The organism is Flavobacterium sp. 28YEA47A (assembly GCF_041262125.1).
Lineage (GTDB): Bacteria > Bacteroidota > Bacteroidia > Flavobacteriales > Flavobacteriaceae > Flavobacterium.
Window position 1 is genome coordinate 370,120 of the sequence record NZ_JBGCCI010000001.1, and the last position, 20,119, is coordinate 390,238.

Sequence of the window (20,119 nt, forward strand, 5' to 3'; positions counted from 1 at the left end):
AAAAACTCTTAAAATAACAAATAGTTAATCGCTGTAAAATGTTAGTTCATTATCTTTGGGCTTCATAAAGATTTTACCACATGGATAGAAGGAAGTTTTTCAAAAACGGTTCACTGTTTACAATCGGAACTGCAGTTTTGAATCCTTTTCAGGGCAATGCCAATGTTCTGGATTTTGAAACGATTAACAAAAATAAAAAAGCCAAGAACATCATTTTGCTGGTTAGTGACGGAATGAGTACCGGGACACTTAATATGGCCGACTTGTTCTTGAACAGAAAATATGGAAAAGGATCCAATTGGATTCAATTATATAAAGACAACAGAGTTTCCAGAGCTTTGATGGACACGGCTTCAGCCAGTTCTATTGTTACGGATTCTGCTGCAGCCAGTTCTTCCTGGGGCGGTGGTTTTCGTGTTAACAACGGATCACTGAATGTAGGGCCTGACGGAAAACCACACCTTCCTATCTGGCAAAAATTCAAAAGAAGCGGAAAAATGGCGGGATGTGTAACTACCGTTCCAATTACCCATGCTACTCCTGCCGGCTTTTGTGTAAATAGCAAAAGCAGAAACAGTCAGGATGATATTGCTGAAATTTATCTTGAACAAGGATTTGATATTATGATGGGCGGTGGTAAAAATTATTTTTCAGCCGAAACCAGAAAAGATAAAAAAGATATGTTTGCTGCATTCGAAGCAAAAGGTTACCAAATAGCAAAAACACGCTCAGAAATGCTTAGCATTCCAAATGATAAGCCGATATTGGGTGTTTTTTCTGATGATGCACTCCCTTATTCTGTAGATCGAAATAGTGATGACGATTTAAAAAAAACCGTTCCTACTTTAGCAGAAATGGCACAAAAGGCTATCGACCGAATGAAAAGCCACAAAAACGGATTTGTCCTTCAAATAGAAGGCGGAAAAGTGGATTGGGCAGCCCATGCTAATGATATTGCAGCTTTGATAAATGACCAGGTTGCTTTTGACGAAGCCGTAAAGGTTGCCATAGACTTTGCAGAAAAAGATAAAGAAACCTTAGTTATCATTACAACCGACCACGGAAATGCCAATCCCGGAGTAATCTATGGGAAAAATGCCAATGACAATTTTGACAGCATCCAAAAATACACTCATACCAACGAATGGATTCTGAACACGATCACTCCGAGCTTTTCAACTTCACAAGTAAAAGAAGTTATCGAAAAGGCAAACGGGCATGCTCCTTCTGATGAAGATGCCAAAATAATATTGAGTTATTATGATGGATTACATAAAGAAGAAGGTCTATACAATTATAAAAAACTGCCATATAAAGCATTTTCAGAAATGCAGCAGAAAACAAATTCTGTTGGATGGATTAGTATGGATCACTCCGCTGATTATGTTGAATTGGCAATGTTTGGCCCTGGAAGCGAGCTTCTAAAGCCTTTTGTAAAAAACACGGACCTGCATTATTTAATGCTTCAGGCTGCCGAAGTTGAGAATAAGTTTTAAACATTACCAAAAATAAAATCACAAGACCGTTTTTTTTAGACGGTCTTTTTTTATATTTAACATATAAAAATCTCCCAACTAACTATAATACTATGGAACTAGAAAAAGTATTCCGAAATAATGAAAAGTGGATTGCTGAAAAATTACAAAAAGATCCGGACTATTTCATGAACTTATCAAAAGGACAAAATCCGGATATCTTATATATTGGATGTTCTGACAGCCGTGTTACAGCAGAAGATTTGATGGGCGTTTCTCCCGGAGAAGTTTTTGTGCACAGAAATATCGCCAATATGGTAATCAGCATTGACCTGAATGTGATGTCTGTATTGAATTATGCAGTAAACTACCTTCATGTCAATCATGTCGTAGTTTGTGGGCATTACTTCTGTGGTGGTGTAAAAGCTGCCATGCAGGCTGAAGATTTGGGCGTTCTTAATCCATGGTTGCGAAACATACGCGACGTTTACAGGCTACATAAGAATGAACTGAATGCTATTGAAGATGAAACCGCAAAATACAACAGGCTGGTCGAATTAAATGTACAGGAACAGTGCGTTAATTTGGTTAAAACTGCCGAAGTGCAAAAAGCATATAACGAAAGAGGGCTTCAGATTCATGGTTGGGTATTCGACATAGAATCCGGAAAACTAATTGATCTGAAACTGGATATTGACCGCATCATGAAAAATATCATGGAAATCTATAATCTGGGTCACGATTAAAAAAATGGCTATCGGGAAGTTATACCAGACAGGTAACGTTCAACGCTCTATTATTGAACTTTGCAAAAAAACATAAACATATTAGAGACTGTTTTTGGCATAAGGTTTCAGATAATCAATTAAAAAAAATCCCTTTGCTGAGCAAAGGGATTTTTTTATAAAGAAACAGCTTCCTGTTTTGCTTTTTCGAATTCAGAAACCATATCCTGAACAATTTCTTTTACCGGTTTTATATCGTGGATCAGTCCTGAAATCTGGCCGATTTCAAGTTCGCCTTCTACTAAATCACCTTCAAACATTCCTCTTTTGGCACGGGCTCTTCCCAATAAAACCTTAAGATCATCTGTTGTTGGGCATTTGGCATAAAGCTCCTGTATATCCTGGTAGAATTTATTTTTTATTAATCGCACTGGTGCCAGTTCTTTCAAAGTCACTTGCGTTCCGCCTTCTTCCAAGTCGACAATAGTCTGTTTAAAATCAGCATGGGATGAACTTTCGATTGATGCTGCAAAACGGCTTCCTACCTGAACGCCATCGGCGCCCAAAACCATTGCGGCTAGCATTCCTCTTCCTGTAGCAATTCCTCCGGCTGCAATGAGCGGAATTTCTATTTTTTCGCGAACCATAGGAATTAAAGTCAGTGTAGTTGTTTCTTCTCTTCCATTATGACCACCAGCCTCAAAACCTTCTGCAACAACCGCATCAACGCCAGCTTCCTGCGCTTTTAGAGCGAATTTTGAACTGCTAACCACATGAACAACCGTGATTCCTTTTTCTTTTAAGAAGCTCGTCCAAGTTTTAGGATTACCCGCAGAAGTAAACACAATTTTTACGCCTTCTTCTACAATAATATTCATGATTTCTTCAATATTCGGATAGAGCATCGGAACATTGACACCAAATGGCTTATCAGTCGCTTTTTTACATTTCTGGATGTGTTCTCTAAGAACTTCCGGATACATTGATCCTGCTCCAATTAATCCCAATCCACCGGCATTACTGACCGCACTTGCTAATTTGTAACCGCTGTTCCATATCATACCTCCTTGAACAATTGGATATTGTATATTGAAAAGCTGTGTAATCTTATTCATTTAATTTAGTTATGGTTTATTATTTGTTTTTCGTTTTTCAAACTATTATTTAATCGCTAATTTCCCCGTCTTATACGTATTTCCTGCTTTGATTTTATACAAATAAATACCCGATTGCAGGCTTTCAATTGAAAAGGAAGGATTTTCTTTTTTGACTTCCCTGTTTACGATCTCTTGTCCCAACTGGTTATAAATAAGAATCTGTACTTCTCTATAAAATTCAGGAATGGTCAAATTTACGACAGAATTGGCCGGATTTGGATATACTGAAAATTCATTTTCAGAAAAATGAGGAGTTGCCAAAGCATTGGTCACGGCTTTATTAAAATCTGGTATTCCATAACCAAATTGGTTGTTTGGAGTAGTATACAAATGAGCCGATTGCTTAATCATTTGCATAATCTCTACATTTGTTTTATTGGGAAAAGCCTGCCATAAACAAGCCACCATACCTGAAATTATTGGCGAAGAAAAAGAAGTTCCGTTGGCAGTAACAATATTACCAAAAACGTCAGAAACAACAGCTTGTTGACCTTGCGCCATTATATCGGGCTTTACCCTACCGTCTGATGAAGGACCAATAGAACTAAAACTGGCATAACTGCCATCCGGAGTAACAGCACCCACCGCCAGCGCATTTATAGCATCTGCCGGAGCACTGATGTTTGGATTGGGTCCGGCTCCAGAATTTCCTGCCGAAACAACACAAATCATTCCTCTTGAAAAAGCAATATCTGCCCCACGGGAAATAAAGGCTGTTGTACCGTTCATATTAGCATAGTTATAACTATAATTGGGATTGTTGTATATGAAATATCCTAATGAGGTATTGATTATATCAACACCAAGGCTATCAGCCATTTCAGCAGCTTCAACCCAATAGGATTCCTCTACCGGATTCTCATCTGAAATATCTTCCGTAATAAAAAGATAGTACGAAGCATCGGGTCCTGTTCCTACTAATTGGTTTTCAACATAACCGCCCATAGTAGAAAGCACCAAAGTTCCGTGAGTGCCGCCTGTATAAAAATTTGTATTTCTGTTTACAAAGTCATAGCCTCCTAAAATTTTATTGTTATTAAGAAGTCGTTGAAAAGGCTGTACTGTGTTTACATTAGGGAAACCGGCATCCATGACCGCAATTATTTTTCCATTTCCTGTAAAATCCTGCTGGTGTAACAGATTTCCCTTTAACATTTGAATCTGGTTTGCTGATGTACCGTATCCAAAGCTCACCTGAACTTCCTGCTCTTTATTCACAACAGCTGATTGGGATTGTCGCATGGCCCGTCCCGCAGTATTCAATGTAGCATTAGCAAATTGAACATGGTCTACGAATGTCAGGTTTTCAAGGTTTTGGATGGCTTCTACAGTCCCTCTAATATGCAAAGCATTCATCCATTTTGATTTGGCCTTGACCGTAATTCCTGCTGAAGCCGTAACCTGATTGATATACGATACAGAAATTGGGACATCTTTGTCGTCTAACGAAATATTCTGTCTTGTCCTTCTGTCAAGCGCTCTCTGCGAAAGCATTTCCAGCGGATTTGCCAAATAATAGGTTGCATCTGGTTTATCTGTAAAATACACCCAGGCATCTTCCTGAGCCATAGCCCAGAAGCCTGAAAGCAACACGATTAAAAAGGTAATTTTTTTCATAAGCTATTGTATTGGCTGTCCAAACTTAAACAAATTGCCGCTATCATCAATAATATAAAATTCCCGCATTCCCGAGATTGGCTTTTAAGTACTATTTTATCTTCCAAAACTTTTTTATACCGTTCAAAAACAGCTTCAATATCATGTACGCGAATGTAGCAACTTGAGTTTTCAGGAATTATTTTTTCATTGCATTTCTAAAGATGGATTTCATTATCATCCCATAAAAAATTAAAAGGTCTCATATTTGTTTGCCAACATGCAACCTAAAATTTCCTGATAAAATTGTTTGGATCTTTCAAAATTTAAAGAAGGAAGCTGGGAAATAATTTGAGTGATTTTTGAATTCAAAACCATTATTTTTTTAGATATGAATGTCAAATTTACAAAAATGAAATTTTATAAAATACTTTAACATGCACTATTTACAACATTTACACATAATATAAAACACTGCAAATCAATTAAATAAAAAATATTTTCGTTTTTATTAGGTTTTTAAATATTTTATACTCTAAATTTGCACCCAAGTTCTTTAAAAGATTATTCTTATCCAGAAAGACCGAGGGAATTGACCCGATGACGTCTTGGCAACCTGTCCTATTGAGGATAAGGTGCCACATTCAACCCTTGCTTTAGCAGGGAAAGATAAGCTTAGAAAATAGTACATAATAACTCGAGATATTATTTGCTCTTCTGACTTATCGGAGGAGCATTTTTATTTTATGCCCTTTCCGATATCTGGTTTCGAATATTTTTTTAAAAGCGAAAAAATATTAAAAAACTTAAAAACGAATCAAGATGAAAGAGCAAACTCAAATTCTAAACTACATTCCAGTTGATAAACTAACAGGTTCCATTTCGGTGCCAATTTACCAAACTTCTACTTTTGTACAGGATGCTCCGGGCGTTCACAAAGGTTTTGATTATGCAAGAAGCAATAATCCTACACGAAAAGTTCTTGAAGATCTGGCCGCCAAATTGGAGAATGGAACCAATGGCTATGCCTTTTCCAGTGGACTTGCCGCAATAGATGCTGTTGTGAAATTGCTATCTGCCGGAGACGAAATCATAGCGGTAGACGATATTTATGGAGGTGCTTTCCGCCTATTTACTCATATTTATGAAAAATTCGGGATACAGGTGACTTATGTTGATGCGACCGATGCAAAAAATGTTGCCAACGCCATCAGTGACAGGACAGCCCTGATTTGGATCGAATCTCCAACCAATCCAACATTAAAGATTTCAGATTTGCGTGCCATAGGGAAAATTGCAAAAGAGAACAATATCCTCTTCTGTGTAGACAATACCTTCGCCTCTCCTATCGCCCAAAAACCGATTGATTTTGGTGCCGACCTGATTGTTCACAGTGCAACAAAGTATATTTCAGGACATAGCGATCTAATAGCCGGTTTGGTGATTACAGCTACAGAAGAGTTAGGCGCTAGGATTAAATTTATCCAGAATGCTTCTGGCGCTATTTTAGGCCCATTTGATAGCTGGTTGGTTATACGAGGAATTGAAACCCTAAACCTAAGAATCAAACAACATGCTGAAAATGCACAGAAAATTGCCGAATTCCTGACTACTGAAAAGCTAATCCGCAATGTCTACTATCCAGGATTAAAAACCCACCTCAATCATGAAATTGCAAAAAGCCAGCAGAAATATTTTGGTGGTGTTGTGACCTTTGATCTGGTTATTGACGACAAGGAACTGGCTTCAAGAATCGTATCGGGAACAAAATTATTCCAGTTGGCAGAAAGTTTGGGCGGTGTAAAAAGTTTGTGTTGTCTGCCATGTGAAATGACCCATAAATCAATTCCTGCTGAAAAAAGATACCAATCGGGCGTTACTGATAGCCTAATCCGCCTTTCTGTAGGTTTAGAAGATGCTGATGATCTGATTGCCGACTTAAAGCAGGCGTTACAAAATGCAATTAAAGAAAATGCCACTGTCGAATTCCATAAAAATTAATTACTCGAAAAATGTCAAGAAAAAAATTAAATATAGGATTATTCGGCTTTGGATGCGTAGGCTTCGGGTTGTATGAGGTTTTGCAGAAAACACCGGGATTAAAAGCCGACATCAAAAAAATCTGTGTCAAAAACCAAAATAAGCCACGCGAAATTGGAGCAGAAAACTTTACTTTCGACAAAAACGATATTTTCAACGATCCTGAAATCAATGTTATTGTAGAACTTATTGATGATGCAGATGCGGCTTATGAAATTGTAACGACAGCTTTAAAAAGTGGAAAAGCTGTGGTTTCTGCCAATAAAAAAATGATTGCAGAGCATTTTGAAGAATTGTTGGAATTGCAGAGAAAACACAACGTGCCATTACTCTATGAAGCTGCCTGTTGCGCGAGTATGCCTATCATTCGGAATTTAGAAGAATATTATGATAATGATCTTTTAGAGTCTATTCAGGGTATAGTGAATGGCTCAACCAATTACATACTGACTAAAACTTTTAAAGAAAACCTGTCGTATGAAGAAGCCTTAAAAGAAGCCCAGGAAAAAGGATTTGCAGAAAGCAATCCTATTTTAGACACCGGCGGTTTTGATGCCAAATACAAACTGTTGATTCTTTTGGCGCATTCCTTCGGATATATTGCAAGACCCGAAGATCTTCTGAATATTGGAATCAATAATATTGGAGGATTAGAATTAAAATATGCCCGTGAAAAAGGACTAAAAATCAAATTGGTCGCACAGGCTTTTAAAAATACAGATGGAAATATTACTGCTTTCGTTATTCCAAAATTTGTGGATTCGACAGACCGTCTGTTTAATGTTGATGATGTTTTTAATGGTGTGATTACTAAAACCAGTTTTGCCGACGAACAGTTTTTCGTGGGTAAAGGTGCTGGAGCGCACCCAACGGCTTCGGCTGTATTGAGCGACATTTCTGCTTTGAGCTATGACTACCAATACGAATATAAAAAGATTGCGCAGCAGGAAGATTACAGCCTGTCTGACGACGTAAATCTAAAGGTTTTCCTAAGACACCAGATTGAAGATGCCGTTACTCTAAAAAAGCATTTTTCTGCTATTGACGAATCGTATCTGAATCATGAATCGGGTTATATAACCGGTACTATTTCTTTAGAAAACTTAAGAAACATTCATTTTGACGAAAGCATTGATAAATCTTTTGTGTTATTAGATATTGCCTGATTCGCTGTTTAGTTTTGTTTGTTATATATTTTGTTCAAAAAAACCCGACAAGTGATTGTCGGGTTTTTATTTTATGATAGGTTATAACTTTTCACATCCAAAAGCATAACCTTAGCATCTTAGAACCTTAGCACCTCAGAAGCTTAGGCTATTACTCCAGAACCAATCAATTCTTCTCCTAAATGCCAGGAAACAAACTGTCCTTCTGTAATGGCTGACTGTGCTTCGTCAAAAGCAACATACAATCCATCTTCATATTGGTATAGCGTAGCTTTTTGCAATGGCTGACGGTAACGGATTCTTGCCATTACTTCCATCGATTCGCCATTTTTCAATGCCAAATCCTGACGGATCCAATGCACTTCGGAACGTTCCACAAAAAGGGCTTTTTTATAAAGTCCAGGATGGTGATTTCCTTGTCCGGTATAGATAATGTTATTTTCAACGTCAGTTTCGATAATAAAAAGAGGTTCAACGGTTCCACCTACATTCAATCCTTTTCGCTGTCCTTTTGTAAAGTAATGTGCGCCTTGGTGTTTTCCAACTACTTTACCCATTTCCGGAACATAAGGAATCGATGCTGCTTCATGGGCAAGTTCTTCCTGCAATGAATTAAAACCTGTTTTCTCTTTTTTATAAATTTCCTGATCGGCTCCGATTTCAAAAATCAATCCGTCTTTTGGTTGTAATTTTTGCTGTAGGAATTCCGGCAGGCGGACTTTCCCTATAAAACACAATCCTTGAGAATCTTTCTTTTCCGCTGTAACCAGTCCCATTTTGGCTGCAATTTCTCTAACCTCAGGTTTTGTCAATTCTCCAATTGGGAATAAGGATTTCGCCAGTTGTTCCTGCGAAAGCTGACAAAGAAAATAGGATTGGTCTTTATTTCCATCCACTCCGGCAAGCAATTGGTATACCGGCTTTCCATCAACTTCAATTTCTCCTTTTCTGCAATAGTGTCCGGTTGCTACATAATCAGCTCCCAGGCTCAAAGCAATTTTCATAAAGACATCAAATTTGATTTCTCGGTTGCATAGCACATCCGGATTAGGCGTTCTTCCTTTTTCGTATTCGCGGAACATATAGTCCACGATTTTTTCCTGGTATTGCTCGCTTAAATCTATTGTCTGGAAAGGAATACCTAATTTCTCAGCTACCAGAAGCGCATCATTGCTGTCTTCCAGCCAAGGGCATTCGTTAGAAATAGTTACGGAATCGTCATGCCAGTTTTTCATAAACAGGCCAATGACTTCATAGCCTTGCTCCTTAAGCAAATAAGCAGCAACACTAGAATCGACACCACCAGAAAGACCTACTACGACACGTTTCATTTTCTTATTATTTGATTCAAATTATTTGATGGTGCAAAATTACGTCAAAATAGAATAGTATTTGTATTCCCTGCATTTGTTTAATTTATAAATGCATTTGAGAAATTTATTTGTTGGCCGGAGCGTTTTGCGGTAGTTTTCGGGCTCCTTTGTTTTTGCCATTCATCTTGAATTTTTCTCTTACCGGCTTGTTTGGGTTTTCTTCTTTGACCAGTTTTCCGTTTTCATAATATTTCCATATTCCGGATTTCTTCCCGTTTTTGAATTGTCCCTTTACGGTTTTCCCGGCATCATCATTATAAGTCGCTGCTCCCTCAAATTCTCCGTTTTTATAGGTCGCATCTTCTAAAACAGCTCCTTTTTCACTATACTTTTTGTATGGCCCGTTTTTAATTCCGTCTTTATAGTTTGCCTCTTCTGCTATTTTCCCACTTCTATAAAAAACTTTTCTAATGCCATTTAATTTTCCTTTGGAGTAGTTTTCAATAGTCATTATTTCTTTTGACTCCAAATGATAATATTTCCATTCGCCTTCATAGAGCTTGTTTACTTCTTTTCCTTCACTAACCTTATTACCTTTTTGATCAAAGAAGGTGGTATAAGCGCTACCGTCTTTTGCGCTAAAATCTCTAGTGGCAATAACTTTTAGTTCTTTAGTATCATCAAAAAACTTAAAGGTTCCGGTTTCTTTTCCATGATCAAAAGTTCCTTCATAACGCGGTCTTTGTGATTCGGTATATGTACCTTTCCAAAGTCCGTGACGCTGTCCTTTGTCGTCCAACTTATTTGTCTCCTGGGAATAAGAAGTTTGGAACAACGAGAAAAATAAAATAAATGTTATAGTCAGTGATTTCATGCAATAGTGGGTTTATTATTCTTGTTAACTAAAAATATCTGTTTTTATTGCCGTTTTCTTCTTTCAAAAAGCCTGCCGAAAACTTTTGCGCTACAGATTCCTTAAGAATTTAAAAAAGCACCCTAGTTGAGTGCTTTTTTGTTTTTATTTCTTTTTTCTGTCGTCTAGTGATTTTTTCTTATCCTCCAGAGTTTTGTTTTTTTGTTTTTGCTGCTCTTGCGCCTGCTCCATCATTTCCTGCATTTTTTGCTGGAATTTGCTTTTTGGCTTTTCTTTAGTTTTGTTCTCCTGGATTCTCGCATGGATTTTTTCATCATTGATGATGTAGTTTTTAATTACCAGCATGATACCAATTGTAATTGTGTTGGAAATAAAATAGTACAAACTCAATCCAGAGGCGTTGTTATTAAAGAAAATCATCATCATTAAAGGCGAGATATAAATCATCATTCTCATGATTTTGCTCATATCCGGCATACCTTCTTGTGGCGGTGCACTCATTGCCTGGTCACCAGTTGTCATTTTCATATAGAAGAAGATAGCAATTGCTGCCAAAATCGGGAACAAGCTGATGTGGTTTCCATAAAAAGATGAGATTACCGGAATGTGCTGTTTCCATGAGAAAATAGCATCAAACGAAGATAAATCTTCTGCCCAAAGGAAACTTTTCTGCCTTAATTCAATTGCCGAAGGGAAAAACTGGAATAAGGCGTAGAATACCGGAATCTGCATTAAAGCCGGAAGACATCCCGCCATAGGATTAACGCCTGCCTTGTTGTACAGCTTCATTGTTTCTTGCTGTTTCTTCATCGGATCTTTCTTGAACTTCTCGTTCAATTCTAAAATTTCCGGACGAAGTACTTTCATTTTTGCCTGTGACAAATACGACTTATAGGTTACTGGCGACATTACCAAACGTACCAAAATGGTAAATACGATAATTGCGATTCCATGTGACAAGAAAAGGCTTAAGAAATCATAAACCGGGATAAAAATCCAACGGTTGATCCAACCGAAGATTCCCCAACCTAATGAAATTACTTCGTCAAGGTTCTTTTCGTATTTGTTTAAGATTTTATAATCGGCTGGCCCGTAGTACCAGTTCATATTATAATTAACTTCTCCGCCTTTGAATGCTAAAGGAACAGTAGCTTTAAACGATTTTGTAAAGATGGTATCTTTTTCAGTATCCTTAACCAAATTATCCGATTTCAGTTCTGCTACCTTAAATGGCGTGTCTGTTAAAAGGATTGAAGTAAAGAAATGCTGTTTGAATGCGATATAGGTTACTTCTTTAGCTTGTTTGTCGCTAGAAGATTGTCCTAAATAATCATCTTTACCATTTTCATATTCGTATACCAATTCTGTATAACGGTTTTCATACGAAATACTTTTCTCGCTTCTGTACGTTTTCATGCTCCATTCCAAAGGAAGCGGATTAGACGTTTGAAGTACATTGCTCAAGCCTTGCGTTCTGATAGAGAAATCAAGCATGTATTCTTTTGGCTTCAGTACATAACGGTATTCCAAATATTGTTCCGCTCCTGCTTTTAAGCGCATGGTCAATACCTGGTTTTCGCCTTCTTTAGTAACAGCCGGCTCAAAATACAGGTCTTTTGTATTCAATACAAGATTGCCTTGTGTTTTAAGCTCTATGTTAAGGTTGGCGTTATTGTCTTTTATTATTTTAACCAGTTTACCGGAACCTTTGCTAACGGCTTCGAAATTTTTCATTTCTGCACCAACAATGTAACCACCTTTGTTAGAAAAAGTAAGTTTTACCAAATCATTTTCCAAAGTCTGGATTTCCGGTTTTGCTGATGGAAGTGTTGCAGCATAAGCAAAACTGCCTAAAGAACTTTTCAATTTTTCCAATTGAAGCGAATCTTTAGCCGTAGTATCAACTGCGGTTATTGCGGCTTCTTTTTCTGCTACTGTTGCTGCTTTTTGTTTTTCGGCTTCAATCTTGGCTTTCGCATCAATATCTTTTTGTGAAGGCTTATTGAAATACATTACGCCCAACAAAAGCATAAAAATCAACAAGAAGCCAATAATTGAATTACGGTCAAACTTTTTTTCTTCCATTGTATTCTAAATAATTAATTTAATTACGCATTTAACGCGTTAGTCCTTTCTTGAAGTTTCCTTCAAAATGCTATTTATTTTTATGTGTTACAGCTGCTTTTACAAAACTCACAAATAATGGATGTGGCTGTGCAACTGTACTCTTGTATTCCGGATGGTATTGTACTCCGATAAAAAACGGATGGTTTTCAATTTCGATGATTTCCACCAATTTCGTATCCGGGTTTATACCTGATGCCTTTAATCCGGCTTTTTCCAACATTTCTAAATATTCGCCGTTAAATTCATAACGGTGACGGTGGCGTTCCTGAATCTGGTTTTTACCATAAATTTTTGAAGCCAATGTATCTGGTTTTATGTCACATTTCCATGCTCCCAAACGCATTGTTCCGCCTTTATCTGTAATCGTTTTTTGCTCTTCCATCAGGTTGATAACCGGATGTGCTGTCCCGGCATTCATTTCTGTTGAATTGGCATCTGCATATCCCAGAACGTTTCTTGAATATTCTATTACAGACATTTGCATTCCTAAACAGATTCCAAAAAATGGAATATTGTTTTCTCTCGCATAACGAACCGTTTCAATCTTTCCTTCAATTCCTCTTTCTCCAAAGCCCGGTGCTACAAGAATACCGTCTAAATCCTTCAGTTTCTCATCAACGTTTTTATCATCCAGATATTCTGAGTGGATGCTTACTACATTCACTTTGGTTTCATTAGCCGCTCCTGCGTGGATAAAGGCTTCTAAAATCGATTTATAGGAATCCTGCAACTCAACGTATTTCCCAACCAATCCAATATTTACGATATGTTTAGGGTTTTTCAGCTTTTGCAGGAACTCATTCCATTGTTTTAAATCCGGAGTTGCTTTTTCAGGCAAATCCAGTTTTTTCAACGCTACTTTGTCAAGACCTTCTTCCAACATCAGATTTGGAACATCATAGATCGTAGAAGCATCGATTGATTGAATTACCGCTTCTCTTTTCACATTGCAGAATAAAGCCAGTTTCTGACGCAATTCATCAGAAAGTTCATGTTCTGTTCTGCAAACCAAAATATCGGCTTTGATACCGCTTTCCATCAATGTCTTAACAGAGTGCTGTGTTGGTTTTGTTTTTAACTCTCCTGCTGCAGCCAAATAAGGCACTAATGTCAGGTGAATCACGATTCCATTATTTTCACCCAATTCCCAAACCAGTTGACGAACCGACTCAATATAAGGAAGTGACTCAATATCACCTACTGTTCCTCCAATTTCAGTAATCACAATGTCAAATTCGCCAGTTTTTCCAAGCAGTTGCATTCTCTCCTTGATTTCATTGGTGATATGTGGAACAACCTGAACCGTCTTGCCTAAAAACTCACCTCTTCGCTCCTTTTCAATTACAGAAAGATAAACTCTTCCGGTAGTCACGTTATTTGCCTGCGAAGTAGGAACGTTTAAAAAACGCTCGTAATGTCCAAGATCCAAATCGGTCTCGGCACCATCATCTGTCACATAACATTCTCCGTGTTCATAGGGATTCAAAGTTCCCGGGTCCACATTAATATAAGGATCAAATTTCTGGATTGTCGTTCGATATCCCCTGGCCTGTAATAATTTTGCTAAAGACGCGGCAATAATCCCTTTTCCCAAAGAAGAAGTCACACCGCCTGTAACAAAAATATATTTTGTCTGATTCATTGTGCTGTTGTTTGTCGTTGTAGTTGTGTAAAAAAACGTGGCAAAAGTACGAATTATTAATTGATAATTGAGAAACGGGAGCCTACATTATTTTTTCAGAAAAAATTTGAGTTCTATTTTCCTATCCGAAAAGTATTTACAATAATTTATTTTAAATAAATTCAAATTTGTTAAAATTATTTGTATTTTAGTCATAATCAACCAAATAAAATTATTATGACAGAAGTATCAAAATTAAATCGGTTTCTTGGGATTTTTATTGACGGTATAATCGCCTACATTCCCATTTTTCTATTTTCGTTTATCGCAGGCATGGCCGGAATTGGAATTATTTCCTATATAGGAATGCTTATCGGTATTGGCTATTATCTGCTTAGAGATGCTCTTTCGGGAGGCCAAAGTATCGGCAAAAAGGCGATGAAGTATGCAGCAGTCAGACAAGACGGTTCTTCTTTAGAAGGAGATTATGCTACCAGTGCTACAAGAAATATAACTTTATTCATTCCTTTAGTTGACGCTATCCTGGTGCTTATTGATAAGCCAAGACTAGGAGACGACTTGGCCAAAACAAAAGTAGTCAACAAATAATTTTAAAACCTAACCGAAAAAGCCTGTGAAATAGTCACAGGCTTTTTTTGTTAAGGTATACAAGACAGGTCAGATTATATAGTAACTACACCTAATTAATGCCTTCTTGGAGCGCTTCTCTTATGGGATCTGACAGTTGTTCCACTTTTCTTTTTGTAGCTTTTGACATGCACGGTTTTTTTCCCTTTTTGTTCTCCTTTAAAAAGAGCTTCAGAAGTTGCCGTAATTTTTAAAGATTCAAATGTTTTGGCATTGCCATTAAACCAGAAAAAAACAACCAATACCAGTAAAAATAATTTTTTCATAATAATGAGTTAAGTGATTATGTCCAAATTTAAACATCTGATTGCCATCATTTTTACGGAAATCCTTAAAAGTGATTTTCTTTTCAAATGCCATGCAGATAACGACAAAAAGAGTTTATAAAAAATATTTGTTTAGCAATTGGTTTAATTCCTGCTCAAGGTTTAGGGTATTGTTTCTTTATGTTTCTGACAAGTTCTTCCAGTCCGTTTAATTTCAATTCATAAACCAGCTGTAATTGCTGTCCTAATTCTCCTTTTGGAAAACCTTTGTTACTATACCAAACCACGTAATATTCCGGTAAATCTATCAGATATCGGCCTTCATATTTCCCGAAAGGCATTTTGGCATGGGCTAATTTGATGAGAAGCTTTTTCTGTTCGTCCATTTATTTAGAGAAATAGAATCGGGCTCCAATCCAAATCAAAAGAGAAATTATACTTAACGTTAAGATTCTGCCTCCATGCTTTCTATCGGATTCGATATAATTGTAGACACGCTCTCCGTTTGGGAGTGTTTTCCCGTGAGTTTTCAGATACCAACCGATAAAAACTCCCATAAATCCACCTAAAAGAGCCATGATATAACCAATGATAATCCAAGTGGTTTGGCGACCTTCCGGCTTAGCCAAATCTTCCAATCGTTGTTTTCTGTGCTTTTCTATTTCTTCAGGAATTATTTCCTGTCCTCTTTCTTTAAGAATCTTCTGAGCCAGCAAGTAATCCAAATGGCTCCATTCGTCTTTTTTGACAATGATTTCTTTTAATTCTTCATCTGTAAAACCATACAAATAATGGTCAGTCCCAATAGTTTCAACCAAATTAGAAGAAAGTTGCAACAAAAGAGCGTCCGCTTTTTCAAAATCTTCTTTTTGCAGTTTTATCAGGTAATCTTTAGTCAGTTCCGAGTTTCCAAAATTGCCATCCAAACCAGAGGAAACATCTTCTATGCGGTATTCTATCTGGCTTTCTTTTAAAAAATTAGCCAGTTCGACTGCGTCTTCTTTAAGATTGAATTTTTGAAAAGTAATGAATTGAGAATTTTCCAATGATTATTTCCAATTAAAGGTGATTACTTTTTCAATATCCGGGTTCAGGCTCAGTATAACCGGACAATTCATTGCTGTTCTTTCTAATATGGTTCTCGTTTTTTCATCAGCCGCAACCGACATGTTCATTACGATTTCAATTTTCGCAATTTTTCTTGGTTCCGCCTGCATGATTTTGGTTACTTCAACAGTCGAGCCTACCAGGTTTATATCCATATCTTTTGATTTGATTGCCATAATCGAAACCATACAGCTACCAAGCGCATTGGCTAGCAAATCAGTAGGAGAAAAAGCTTCGCCTTTCCCATGATTATCGGTTGGCGCATCGGAAAGGATTTCAGTTCCTGATTGCAGGTGTACAGAAGAAGTTCTTAGGTCACCCAGGTAAGTTACTTTTGATGTCATTATTTTGCTTCTTTAACGGACAGGTCTTCATCATAATAAAGAATATAAACACCTTTATTTGAATAGCCTCCTGCCGGATTTCTATTATAATTGAATTTGTTTTCTACCTGTTCTGTAGCCGCATCATAGATGGTTTCTTCAAAACTTTTTTCTTGCGAAAGCCTTAGCATGGCGTCAAACGTAACATCAAACCCACGGGTTGCATACTGGTTAGGAAGAATATTGTTTTTCTTTTTATACATTTTTGCAAAAATCAATGCTTCCGGAGTATCATTTTCACGTGTTACGGCAGGATACATCATTTTTAGCTTTGCCAAATTGGAAACCAGGATTTCATCGGAATCCAAAGCATCATTCGATTCCAAAATAACCAATTGCAATTGGTATTCAGACTGTGCTGCCAGCAAAGCCGTAATTGTAGACTTGATCATCCAGATACTTGCTGTTTCCATAACAACATAGTTCATCTGATTTGGCTTTAGCAGCGATTTCAGGCTTTCAGCAGACAATCCACCTTTATCGGTAAATGTTGCGAATCGGACATTGCCATAGTTGTCTGAAATATATTTTCGGGTAGTAGCTTTTTTCGGGTCAACAACCGCAACTATATTGCCGCTTTTGCTGTTCATATAATCAAACATCGCGTTTCTCAGATAATCAGCCGTTGGCATAGACTGATATAAGTTGCTATACAGCTTACCGCTATCTTTTGACAATGGAGAAATTACCGGTACATTGTTCTGGCTCAGCATTTCTGCTGTTTTTTCTGCATGAACCTGATAAAATGGCCCAATAACTACATCCGCTTTAGATAGATTATTCTGTACAAAAGTGCTTGAAATGTTTGATGTGTTTTTGTTTTCCTGTGAATCAAAAATCTTTACATCAATATTCAGTCCTAATGTTTTTGCCGAATCAATAGCTATCAAAGCTCCTGAATAAAAGTCAAGCGTCATGTTCAGGAAACCATCTTTTTTAAGTCTTGTCTGAATCGTTGATGTTGTATCTCCGCTTATTTTTGTAAGGTTAAAAGGCAATAATAAGACCAATTCTTTTCTTTCTTTTTTAGAAAGTGTTTTAGTCAGATCCGTAAAATCTTTAGATGATGCACCCGATACCGGTAACGTATTTGGAACTTTTAGCAGCATTCCTACTTTTACGCCATCTTTCAATTCCGGATTTAAATCTATCAGTTCGTTCTGGCTTATACCAAATTGTCTGGATAGACTGTAAAGTGTTTCTTTAGGTTTTACTTCGTATTTGTTAGTATTTGAATCTGCCGTTTCTGGTTTTGAAACTTCTTGTTTAGTCTCAGGTTTTTTATCGGCAATTTCAACTTTTGGAGCATTCCCTTTTATGGTTAATACCTGACCTATTTTTAAACCATCTCTGGTTTCAGGATTTCTTTTTTCCAGCTCTTCAAGAGTAATTCCATATTTTTTAGCAATAGAATATTTTGTTTCTTTTGGCTGTACTTCATGGCTGATATCCTGTGCCGTATTTTTAACTTCTTTCTTTTCTTCTTTTTCGGCTTTTTTCTCTGCTTTCTCCGCTTTTTTTTCTTCTTTTTTTGAAGGTTTTACTTCCTGCATTGGTACTTCCTGACCTTTTTTAGGTATTGTCAACACCTGACCAATTTTTAGTCCGTCTTTTATTTCAGGATTTGCTTTTTCTAAATCTGCAACAGAAATATTGTATTGTTTTGCCAGGCCATAAACCGTTTCTTTGGGTACGACAGTATGCGTTCCATTTTTCTTTAGGGATGGCGTATCTACAACTTTTTGTTCTTTAACAGGAATCTTAACCGGTCCTTTTGAAGGAATCAACAAAACAGCGTTTTCTTTAAGGCCATTTCTCGCGTCGGGATTTAGCGTATAAATATCTAAAGGTGTAACCTTATATTTCTGCGCAATCTGTGTTACCGTTTCGCCACTCGTCACGGTGTGCTTCACATTTTGCTGTGCCTTTGCTGAAAAGGACACTACTAACATCAATACAAGTACATAAAAAAACTGCTTCATTTTATTCTTTCTTTTAAAGGCTTTATAAGTTTTATAAGCTATTAAGTCGTTACTAATTTAGAGAAAAGCAACGACTTAATTAATTTAATTTTTCAATTTCTTATTCCCACTCAATTGTGGCTGGCGGTTTTGAGCTGATGTCGTATACGACTCTATTCACGCCTTTTACTTTGTTTATAATTTCGTTAGAAATCGTCATTAAAAATTCGTACGGAAGATGTACCCAGTCAGCCGTCATTCCGTCTGTTGACTCAACAGCTCTCAGGGCAACCACTTTTTCATACGTTCTTTCGTCTCCCATAACGCCCACACTGTTTACCGGAAGCAGTATTGCTCCTGCCTGCCAAACCTTGTCATATAATCCGTGTGATTTCAATCCTTCTATAAAGATAGCATCTACCTCTTGTAGAATTCTCACTTTTTCCGGAGTAATGTCACCTAAGATTCGGATTGATAATCCTGGCCCGGGGAAAGGATGTCTTCCTAATAATTCTGGCGAAATTCCTAACGTAGCACCTACTCGTCTTACTTCGTCTTTGAAAAGCATACGCAATGGCTCTACAATTTTTAGTTTCATGAAATCAGGCAAACCTCCCACATTATGATGCGATTTGATAGTTGCTGATGGTCCTTTCACAGATACCGATTCGATTACATCAGGATAGATGGTTCCTTGGGCAAGCCATTTCACATCTTCCAGTTTATTGGATTCATCGTCAAAAACTTCAATGAACACACGTCCGATAGTTTTTCTTTTTGTTTCCGGATCTTCTATACCCGCCAGTTCACCCAAAAAACGTGCCGAAGCGTCAACTCCCTTCACATTGAGTCCCATTCCTTTGTATTGTTCCAGAACACTTTCGAATTCATTTTTGCGCAATAGTCCGTTATTCACAAAAATACAGTACAGGTTTTCACCTATTGCTTTGTTCAACAAAACTGCAGCTACAGTAGAGTCAACTCCACCGGATAATCCCAGAACTACTTTATCATTTTTGATTTTTTCCTGAAGTTCTGCGATGATTTCTTCGACAAATGCATTTGGCGTGAAGTTTTGAGGCACTTTTGCGATCTTAACCAAGAAGTTCTCTAAAATCTGCTTCCCATCGGTTGAATGATATACTTCCGGATGGAACTGGATTGCATACGTAGTTTCGCCTTCAATTCTATAGGCAGCATTTTCTACATCTTTTGTACTTGCTAACCTTACGCCATTTTCAGGCATTTTTTTAATAGTATCGCTATGGCTCATCCAAACCTGACTGTTGAGATGAACATCATCAAAGAAATCTTCATCGTCTTTAATAAAAGTCAGATTGGCTCTTCCGTATTCACGAATATTGGACGGTGCTACTTCTCCTCCTGAAAAATGGGCTAAGTATTGTGCTCCGTAACAAACGGCCAACATAGGCAGCTTGCCTCTGATTTGTGATAAGTCAGGATGCGGTGCATCATCTGCTCTTACGGAAAAAGGACTTCCAGATAAAATTACAGCTTTATAACTTGATAAATCACTCGGAAAATGATTGTATGGGAATATTTCGCAGAAGATGTTTAATTCGCGAACCCTTCTCGCAATTAGTTGTGTGTATTGCGATCCGAAATCTAAAATAAGTACGTTGTGTTGCATGCGCAAAAA

General features: G+C 37.3%; 17 protein-coding genes and 1 riboswitch. Of the genes, 5 read left to right on the forward strand and 12 right to left on the reverse strand.

Annotated features, from left to right (window positions below):
• Window positions 1-80 precede the first annotated feature (80 nt).
• Window positions 81-1,496 (forward strand): alkaline phosphatase, encoded by a 1,416-nt coding sequence (locus ABH942_RS01780; RefSeq protein WP_370029279.1) that lies wholly within the window; start codon window positions 81-83, stop codon window positions 1,494-1,496.
• Between the two features lie 92 nt (window positions 1,497-1,588).
• On the forward strand, window positions 1,589-2,221 hold the full coding sequence (locus ABH942_RS01785; protein WP_370029280.1) for a carbonic anhydrase: 633 nt from the start codon (window positions 1,589-1,591) through the stop codon (window positions 2,219-2,221).
• Window positions 2,222-2,376: 155 nt separating this feature from the next.
• Here the strand turns inward: ABH942_RS01785 and ABH942_RS01790 are convergent, their stop codons facing one another.
• On the reverse strand, window positions 2,377-3,315 hold the full coding sequence (locus ABH942_RS01790; protein WP_370029281.1) for an NAD(P)H-dependent flavin oxidoreductase: 939 nt from the start codon (window positions 3,313-3,315) through the stop codon (window positions 2,377-2,379).
• A gap of 45 nt (window positions 3,316-3,360) precedes the next feature.
• A complete protein-coding gene (locus ABH942_RS01795; protein ID WP_370029282.1) occupies window positions 3,361-4,974 on the reverse strand; it encodes a S8 family serine peptidase in 1,614 nt (537 codons plus the stop codon).
• A 546-nt stretch (window positions 4,975-5,520) separates the two neighbouring features.
• A riboswitch (SAM riboswitch) is annotated at window positions 5,521-5,629 on the forward strand.
• Between the two features lie 146 nt (window positions 5,630-5,775).
• Between ABH942_RS01795 and ABH942_RS01800 the strand changes: the two genes are divergently transcribed.
• Both ABH942_RS01800 and ABH942_RS01805 read left to right on the forward strand, forming a co-directional pair.
• Window positions 5,776-6,954: a PLP-dependent aspartate aminotransferase family protein gene (locus ABH942_RS01800; RefSeq protein WP_370029283.1), complete on the forward strand. Its 1,179-nt coding sequence runs from the start codon at window positions 5,776-5,778 to the stop codon at window positions 6,952-6,954.
• Window positions 6,955-6,965: 11 nt separating this feature from the next.
• Window positions 6,966-8,159: a homoserine dehydrogenase gene (locus ABH942_RS01805; RefSeq protein WP_370029284.1), complete on the forward strand. Its 1,194-nt coding sequence runs from the start codon at window positions 6,966-6,968 to the stop codon at window positions 8,157-8,159.
• Window positions 8,160-8,302: 143 nt separating this feature from the next.
• Here ABH942_RS01805 and mnmA read toward each other — a convergent pair whose 3' ends face one another.
• The 4 genes from mnmA to ABH942_RS01825 form a co-directional block, all read right to left on the reverse strand.
• Window positions 8,303-9,490, reverse strand: a complete 1,188-nt coding sequence (mnmA, locus tag ABH942_RS01810) for a tRNA 2-thiouridine(34) synthase MnmA (protein WP_370029285.1) — start codon at window positions 9,488-9,490, stop codon at window positions 8,303-8,305.
• A 106-nt stretch (window positions 9,491-9,596) separates the two neighbouring features.
• Entirely contained in the window at window positions 9,597-10,346 is a 750-nt protein-coding gene (locus ABH942_RS01815) for a toxin-antitoxin system YwqK family antitoxin (RefSeq protein WP_370029286.1), read from the reverse strand.
• Between the two features lie 144 nt (window positions 10,347-10,490).
• Window positions 10,491-12,431, reverse strand: a complete 1,941-nt coding sequence (yidC, locus tag ABH942_RS01820; RefSeq protein WP_370029287.1) for a membrane protein insertase YidC — start codon at window positions 12,429-12,431, stop codon at window positions 10,491-10,493.
• Window positions 12,432-12,501: 70 nt separating this feature from the next.
• Window positions 12,502-14,115 carry a CTP synthase gene (locus ABH942_RS01825; protein ID WP_370029288.1) on the reverse strand — a complete coding sequence of 538 codons (1,614 nt, stop codon included), beginning with the start codon at window positions 14,113-14,115 and terminating at the stop codon, window positions 12,502-12,504.
• A gap of 216 nt (window positions 14,116-14,331) precedes the next feature.
• Here ABH942_RS01825 and ABH942_RS01830 point away from each other — a divergent pair, with 216 nt between their 5' ends.
• Window positions 14,332-14,703 carry an RDD family protein gene (locus ABH942_RS01830; RefSeq protein ID WP_370029289.1) on the forward strand — a complete coding sequence of 124 codons (372 nt, stop codon included), beginning with the start codon at window positions 14,332-14,334 and terminating at the stop codon, window positions 14,701-14,703.
• Between the two features lie 95 nt (window positions 14,704-14,798).
• Here the strand turns inward: ABH942_RS01830 and ABH942_RS01835 are convergent, their stop codons facing one another.
• The 6 genes from ABH942_RS01835 to guaA form a co-directional block, all read right to left on the reverse strand.
• Window positions 14,799-15,008, reverse strand: a complete 210-nt coding sequence (locus ABH942_RS01835) for a hypothetical protein (RefSeq protein WP_370029290.1) — start codon at window positions 15,006-15,008, stop codon at window positions 14,799-14,801.
• A gap of 155 nt (window positions 15,009-15,163) precedes the next feature.
• Entirely contained in the window at window positions 15,164-15,394 is a 231-nt protein-coding gene (locus ABH942_RS01840; protein ID WP_370029291.1) for a DUF3820 family protein, read from the reverse strand.
• Window positions 15,395-16,054, reverse strand: coding sequence for a hypothetical protein (locus ABH942_RS01845; RefSeq protein ID WP_370029292.1), 660 nt, complete (start codon window positions 16,052-16,054; stop codon window positions 15,395-15,397). It lies immediately after the preceding gene.
• A gap of 3 nt (window positions 16,055-16,057) precedes the next feature.
• Complete coding sequence (locus ABH942_RS01850) at window positions 16,058-16,459, reverse strand: OsmC family protein (protein WP_370029293.1); 402 nt, start codon at window positions 16,457-16,459, stop codon at window positions 16,058-16,060.
• Window positions 16,459-18,480 (reverse strand): LysM peptidoglycan-binding domain-containing protein, encoded by a 2,022-nt coding sequence (locus ABH942_RS01855; RefSeq protein WP_370029294.1) that lies wholly within the window; start codon window positions 18,478-18,480, stop codon window positions 16,459-16,461. Before ABH942_RS01855 ends, ABH942_RS01850 begins: the two co-directional genes overlap by 1 nt.
• Before the next feature lie 100 nt (window positions 18,481-18,580).
• On the reverse strand, window positions 18,581-20,110 hold the full coding sequence (gene guaA, locus ABH942_RS01860) for a glutamine-hydrolyzing GMP synthase (RefSeq protein WP_370029295.1): 1,530 nt from the start codon (window positions 20,108-20,110) through the stop codon (window positions 18,581-18,583).
• Window positions 20,111-20,119 lie beyond the last annotated feature (9 nt).

What these genes read in the sequence shown, in the direction of transcription:
- ABH942_RS01780 (WP_370029279.1), top strand. Translation starts at nt 81, where the DNA reads ATGGATAGAAGGAAGTTTTTCAAAAACGGTTCACTGTTTACAATCGGA.
- ABH942_RS01785 (WP_370029280.1), top strand. Translation starts at nt 1,589, where the DNA reads ATGGAACTAGAAAAAGTATTCCGAAATAATGAAAAGTGGATTGCTGAA.
- ABH942_RS01790 (WP_370029281.1), bottom strand. Translation starts at nt 3,315, where the DNA reads ATGAATAAGATTACACAGCTTTTCAATATACAATATCCAATTGTTCAA.
- ABH942_RS01795 (WP_370029282.1), bottom strand. Translation starts at nt 4,974, where the DNA reads ATGAAAAAAATTACCTTTTTAATCGTGTTGCTTTCAGGCTTCTGGGCT.
- ABH942_RS01800 (WP_370029283.1), top strand. Translation starts at nt 5,776, where the DNA reads ATGAAAGAGCAAACTCAAATTCTAAACTACATTCCAGTTGATAAACTA.
- ABH942_RS01805 (WP_370029284.1), top strand. Translation starts at nt 6,966, where the DNA reads ATGTCAAGAAAAAAATTAAATATAGGATTATTCGGCTTTGGATGCGTA.
- mnmA (WP_370029285.1), bottom strand. Translation starts at nt 9,490, where the DNA reads ATGAAACGTGTCGTAGTAGGTCTTTCTGGTGGTGTCGATTCTAGTGTT.
- ABH942_RS01815 (WP_370029286.1), bottom strand. Translation starts at nt 10,346, where the DNA reads ATGAAATCACTGACTATAACATTTATTTTATTTTTCTCGTTGTTCCAA.
- yidC (WP_370029287.1), bottom strand. Translation starts at nt 12,431, where the DNA reads ATGGAAGAAAAAAAGTTTGACCGTAATTCAATTATTGGCTTCTTGTTG.
- ABH942_RS01825 (WP_370029288.1), bottom strand. Translation starts at nt 14,115, where the DNA reads ATGAATCAGACAAAATATATTTTTGTTACAGGCGGTGTGACTTCTTCT.
- ABH942_RS01830 (WP_370029289.1), top strand. Translation starts at nt 14,332, where the DNA reads ATGACAGAAGTATCAAAATTAAATCGGTTTCTTGGGATTTTTATTGAC.
- ABH942_RS01835 (WP_370029290.1), bottom strand. Translation starts at nt 15,008, where the DNA reads ATGAAAAAATTATTTTTACTGGTATTGGTTGTTTTTTTCTGGTTTAAT.
- ABH942_RS01840 (WP_370029291.1), bottom strand. Translation starts at nt 15,394, where the DNA reads ATGGACGAACAGAAAAAGCTTCTCATCAAATTAGCCCATGCCAAAATG.
- ABH942_RS01850 (WP_370029293.1), bottom strand. Translation starts at nt 16,459, where the DNA reads ATGACATCAAAAGTAACTTACCTGGGTGACCTAAGAACTTCTTCTGTA.
- ABH942_RS01855 (WP_370029294.1), bottom strand. Translation starts at nt 18,480, where the DNA reads ATGAAGCAGTTTTTTTATGTACTTGTATTGATGTTAGTAGTGTCCTTT.
- guaA (WP_370029295.1), bottom strand. Translation starts at nt 20,110, where the DNA reads ATGCAACACAACGTACTTATTTTAGATTTCGGATCGCAATACACACAA.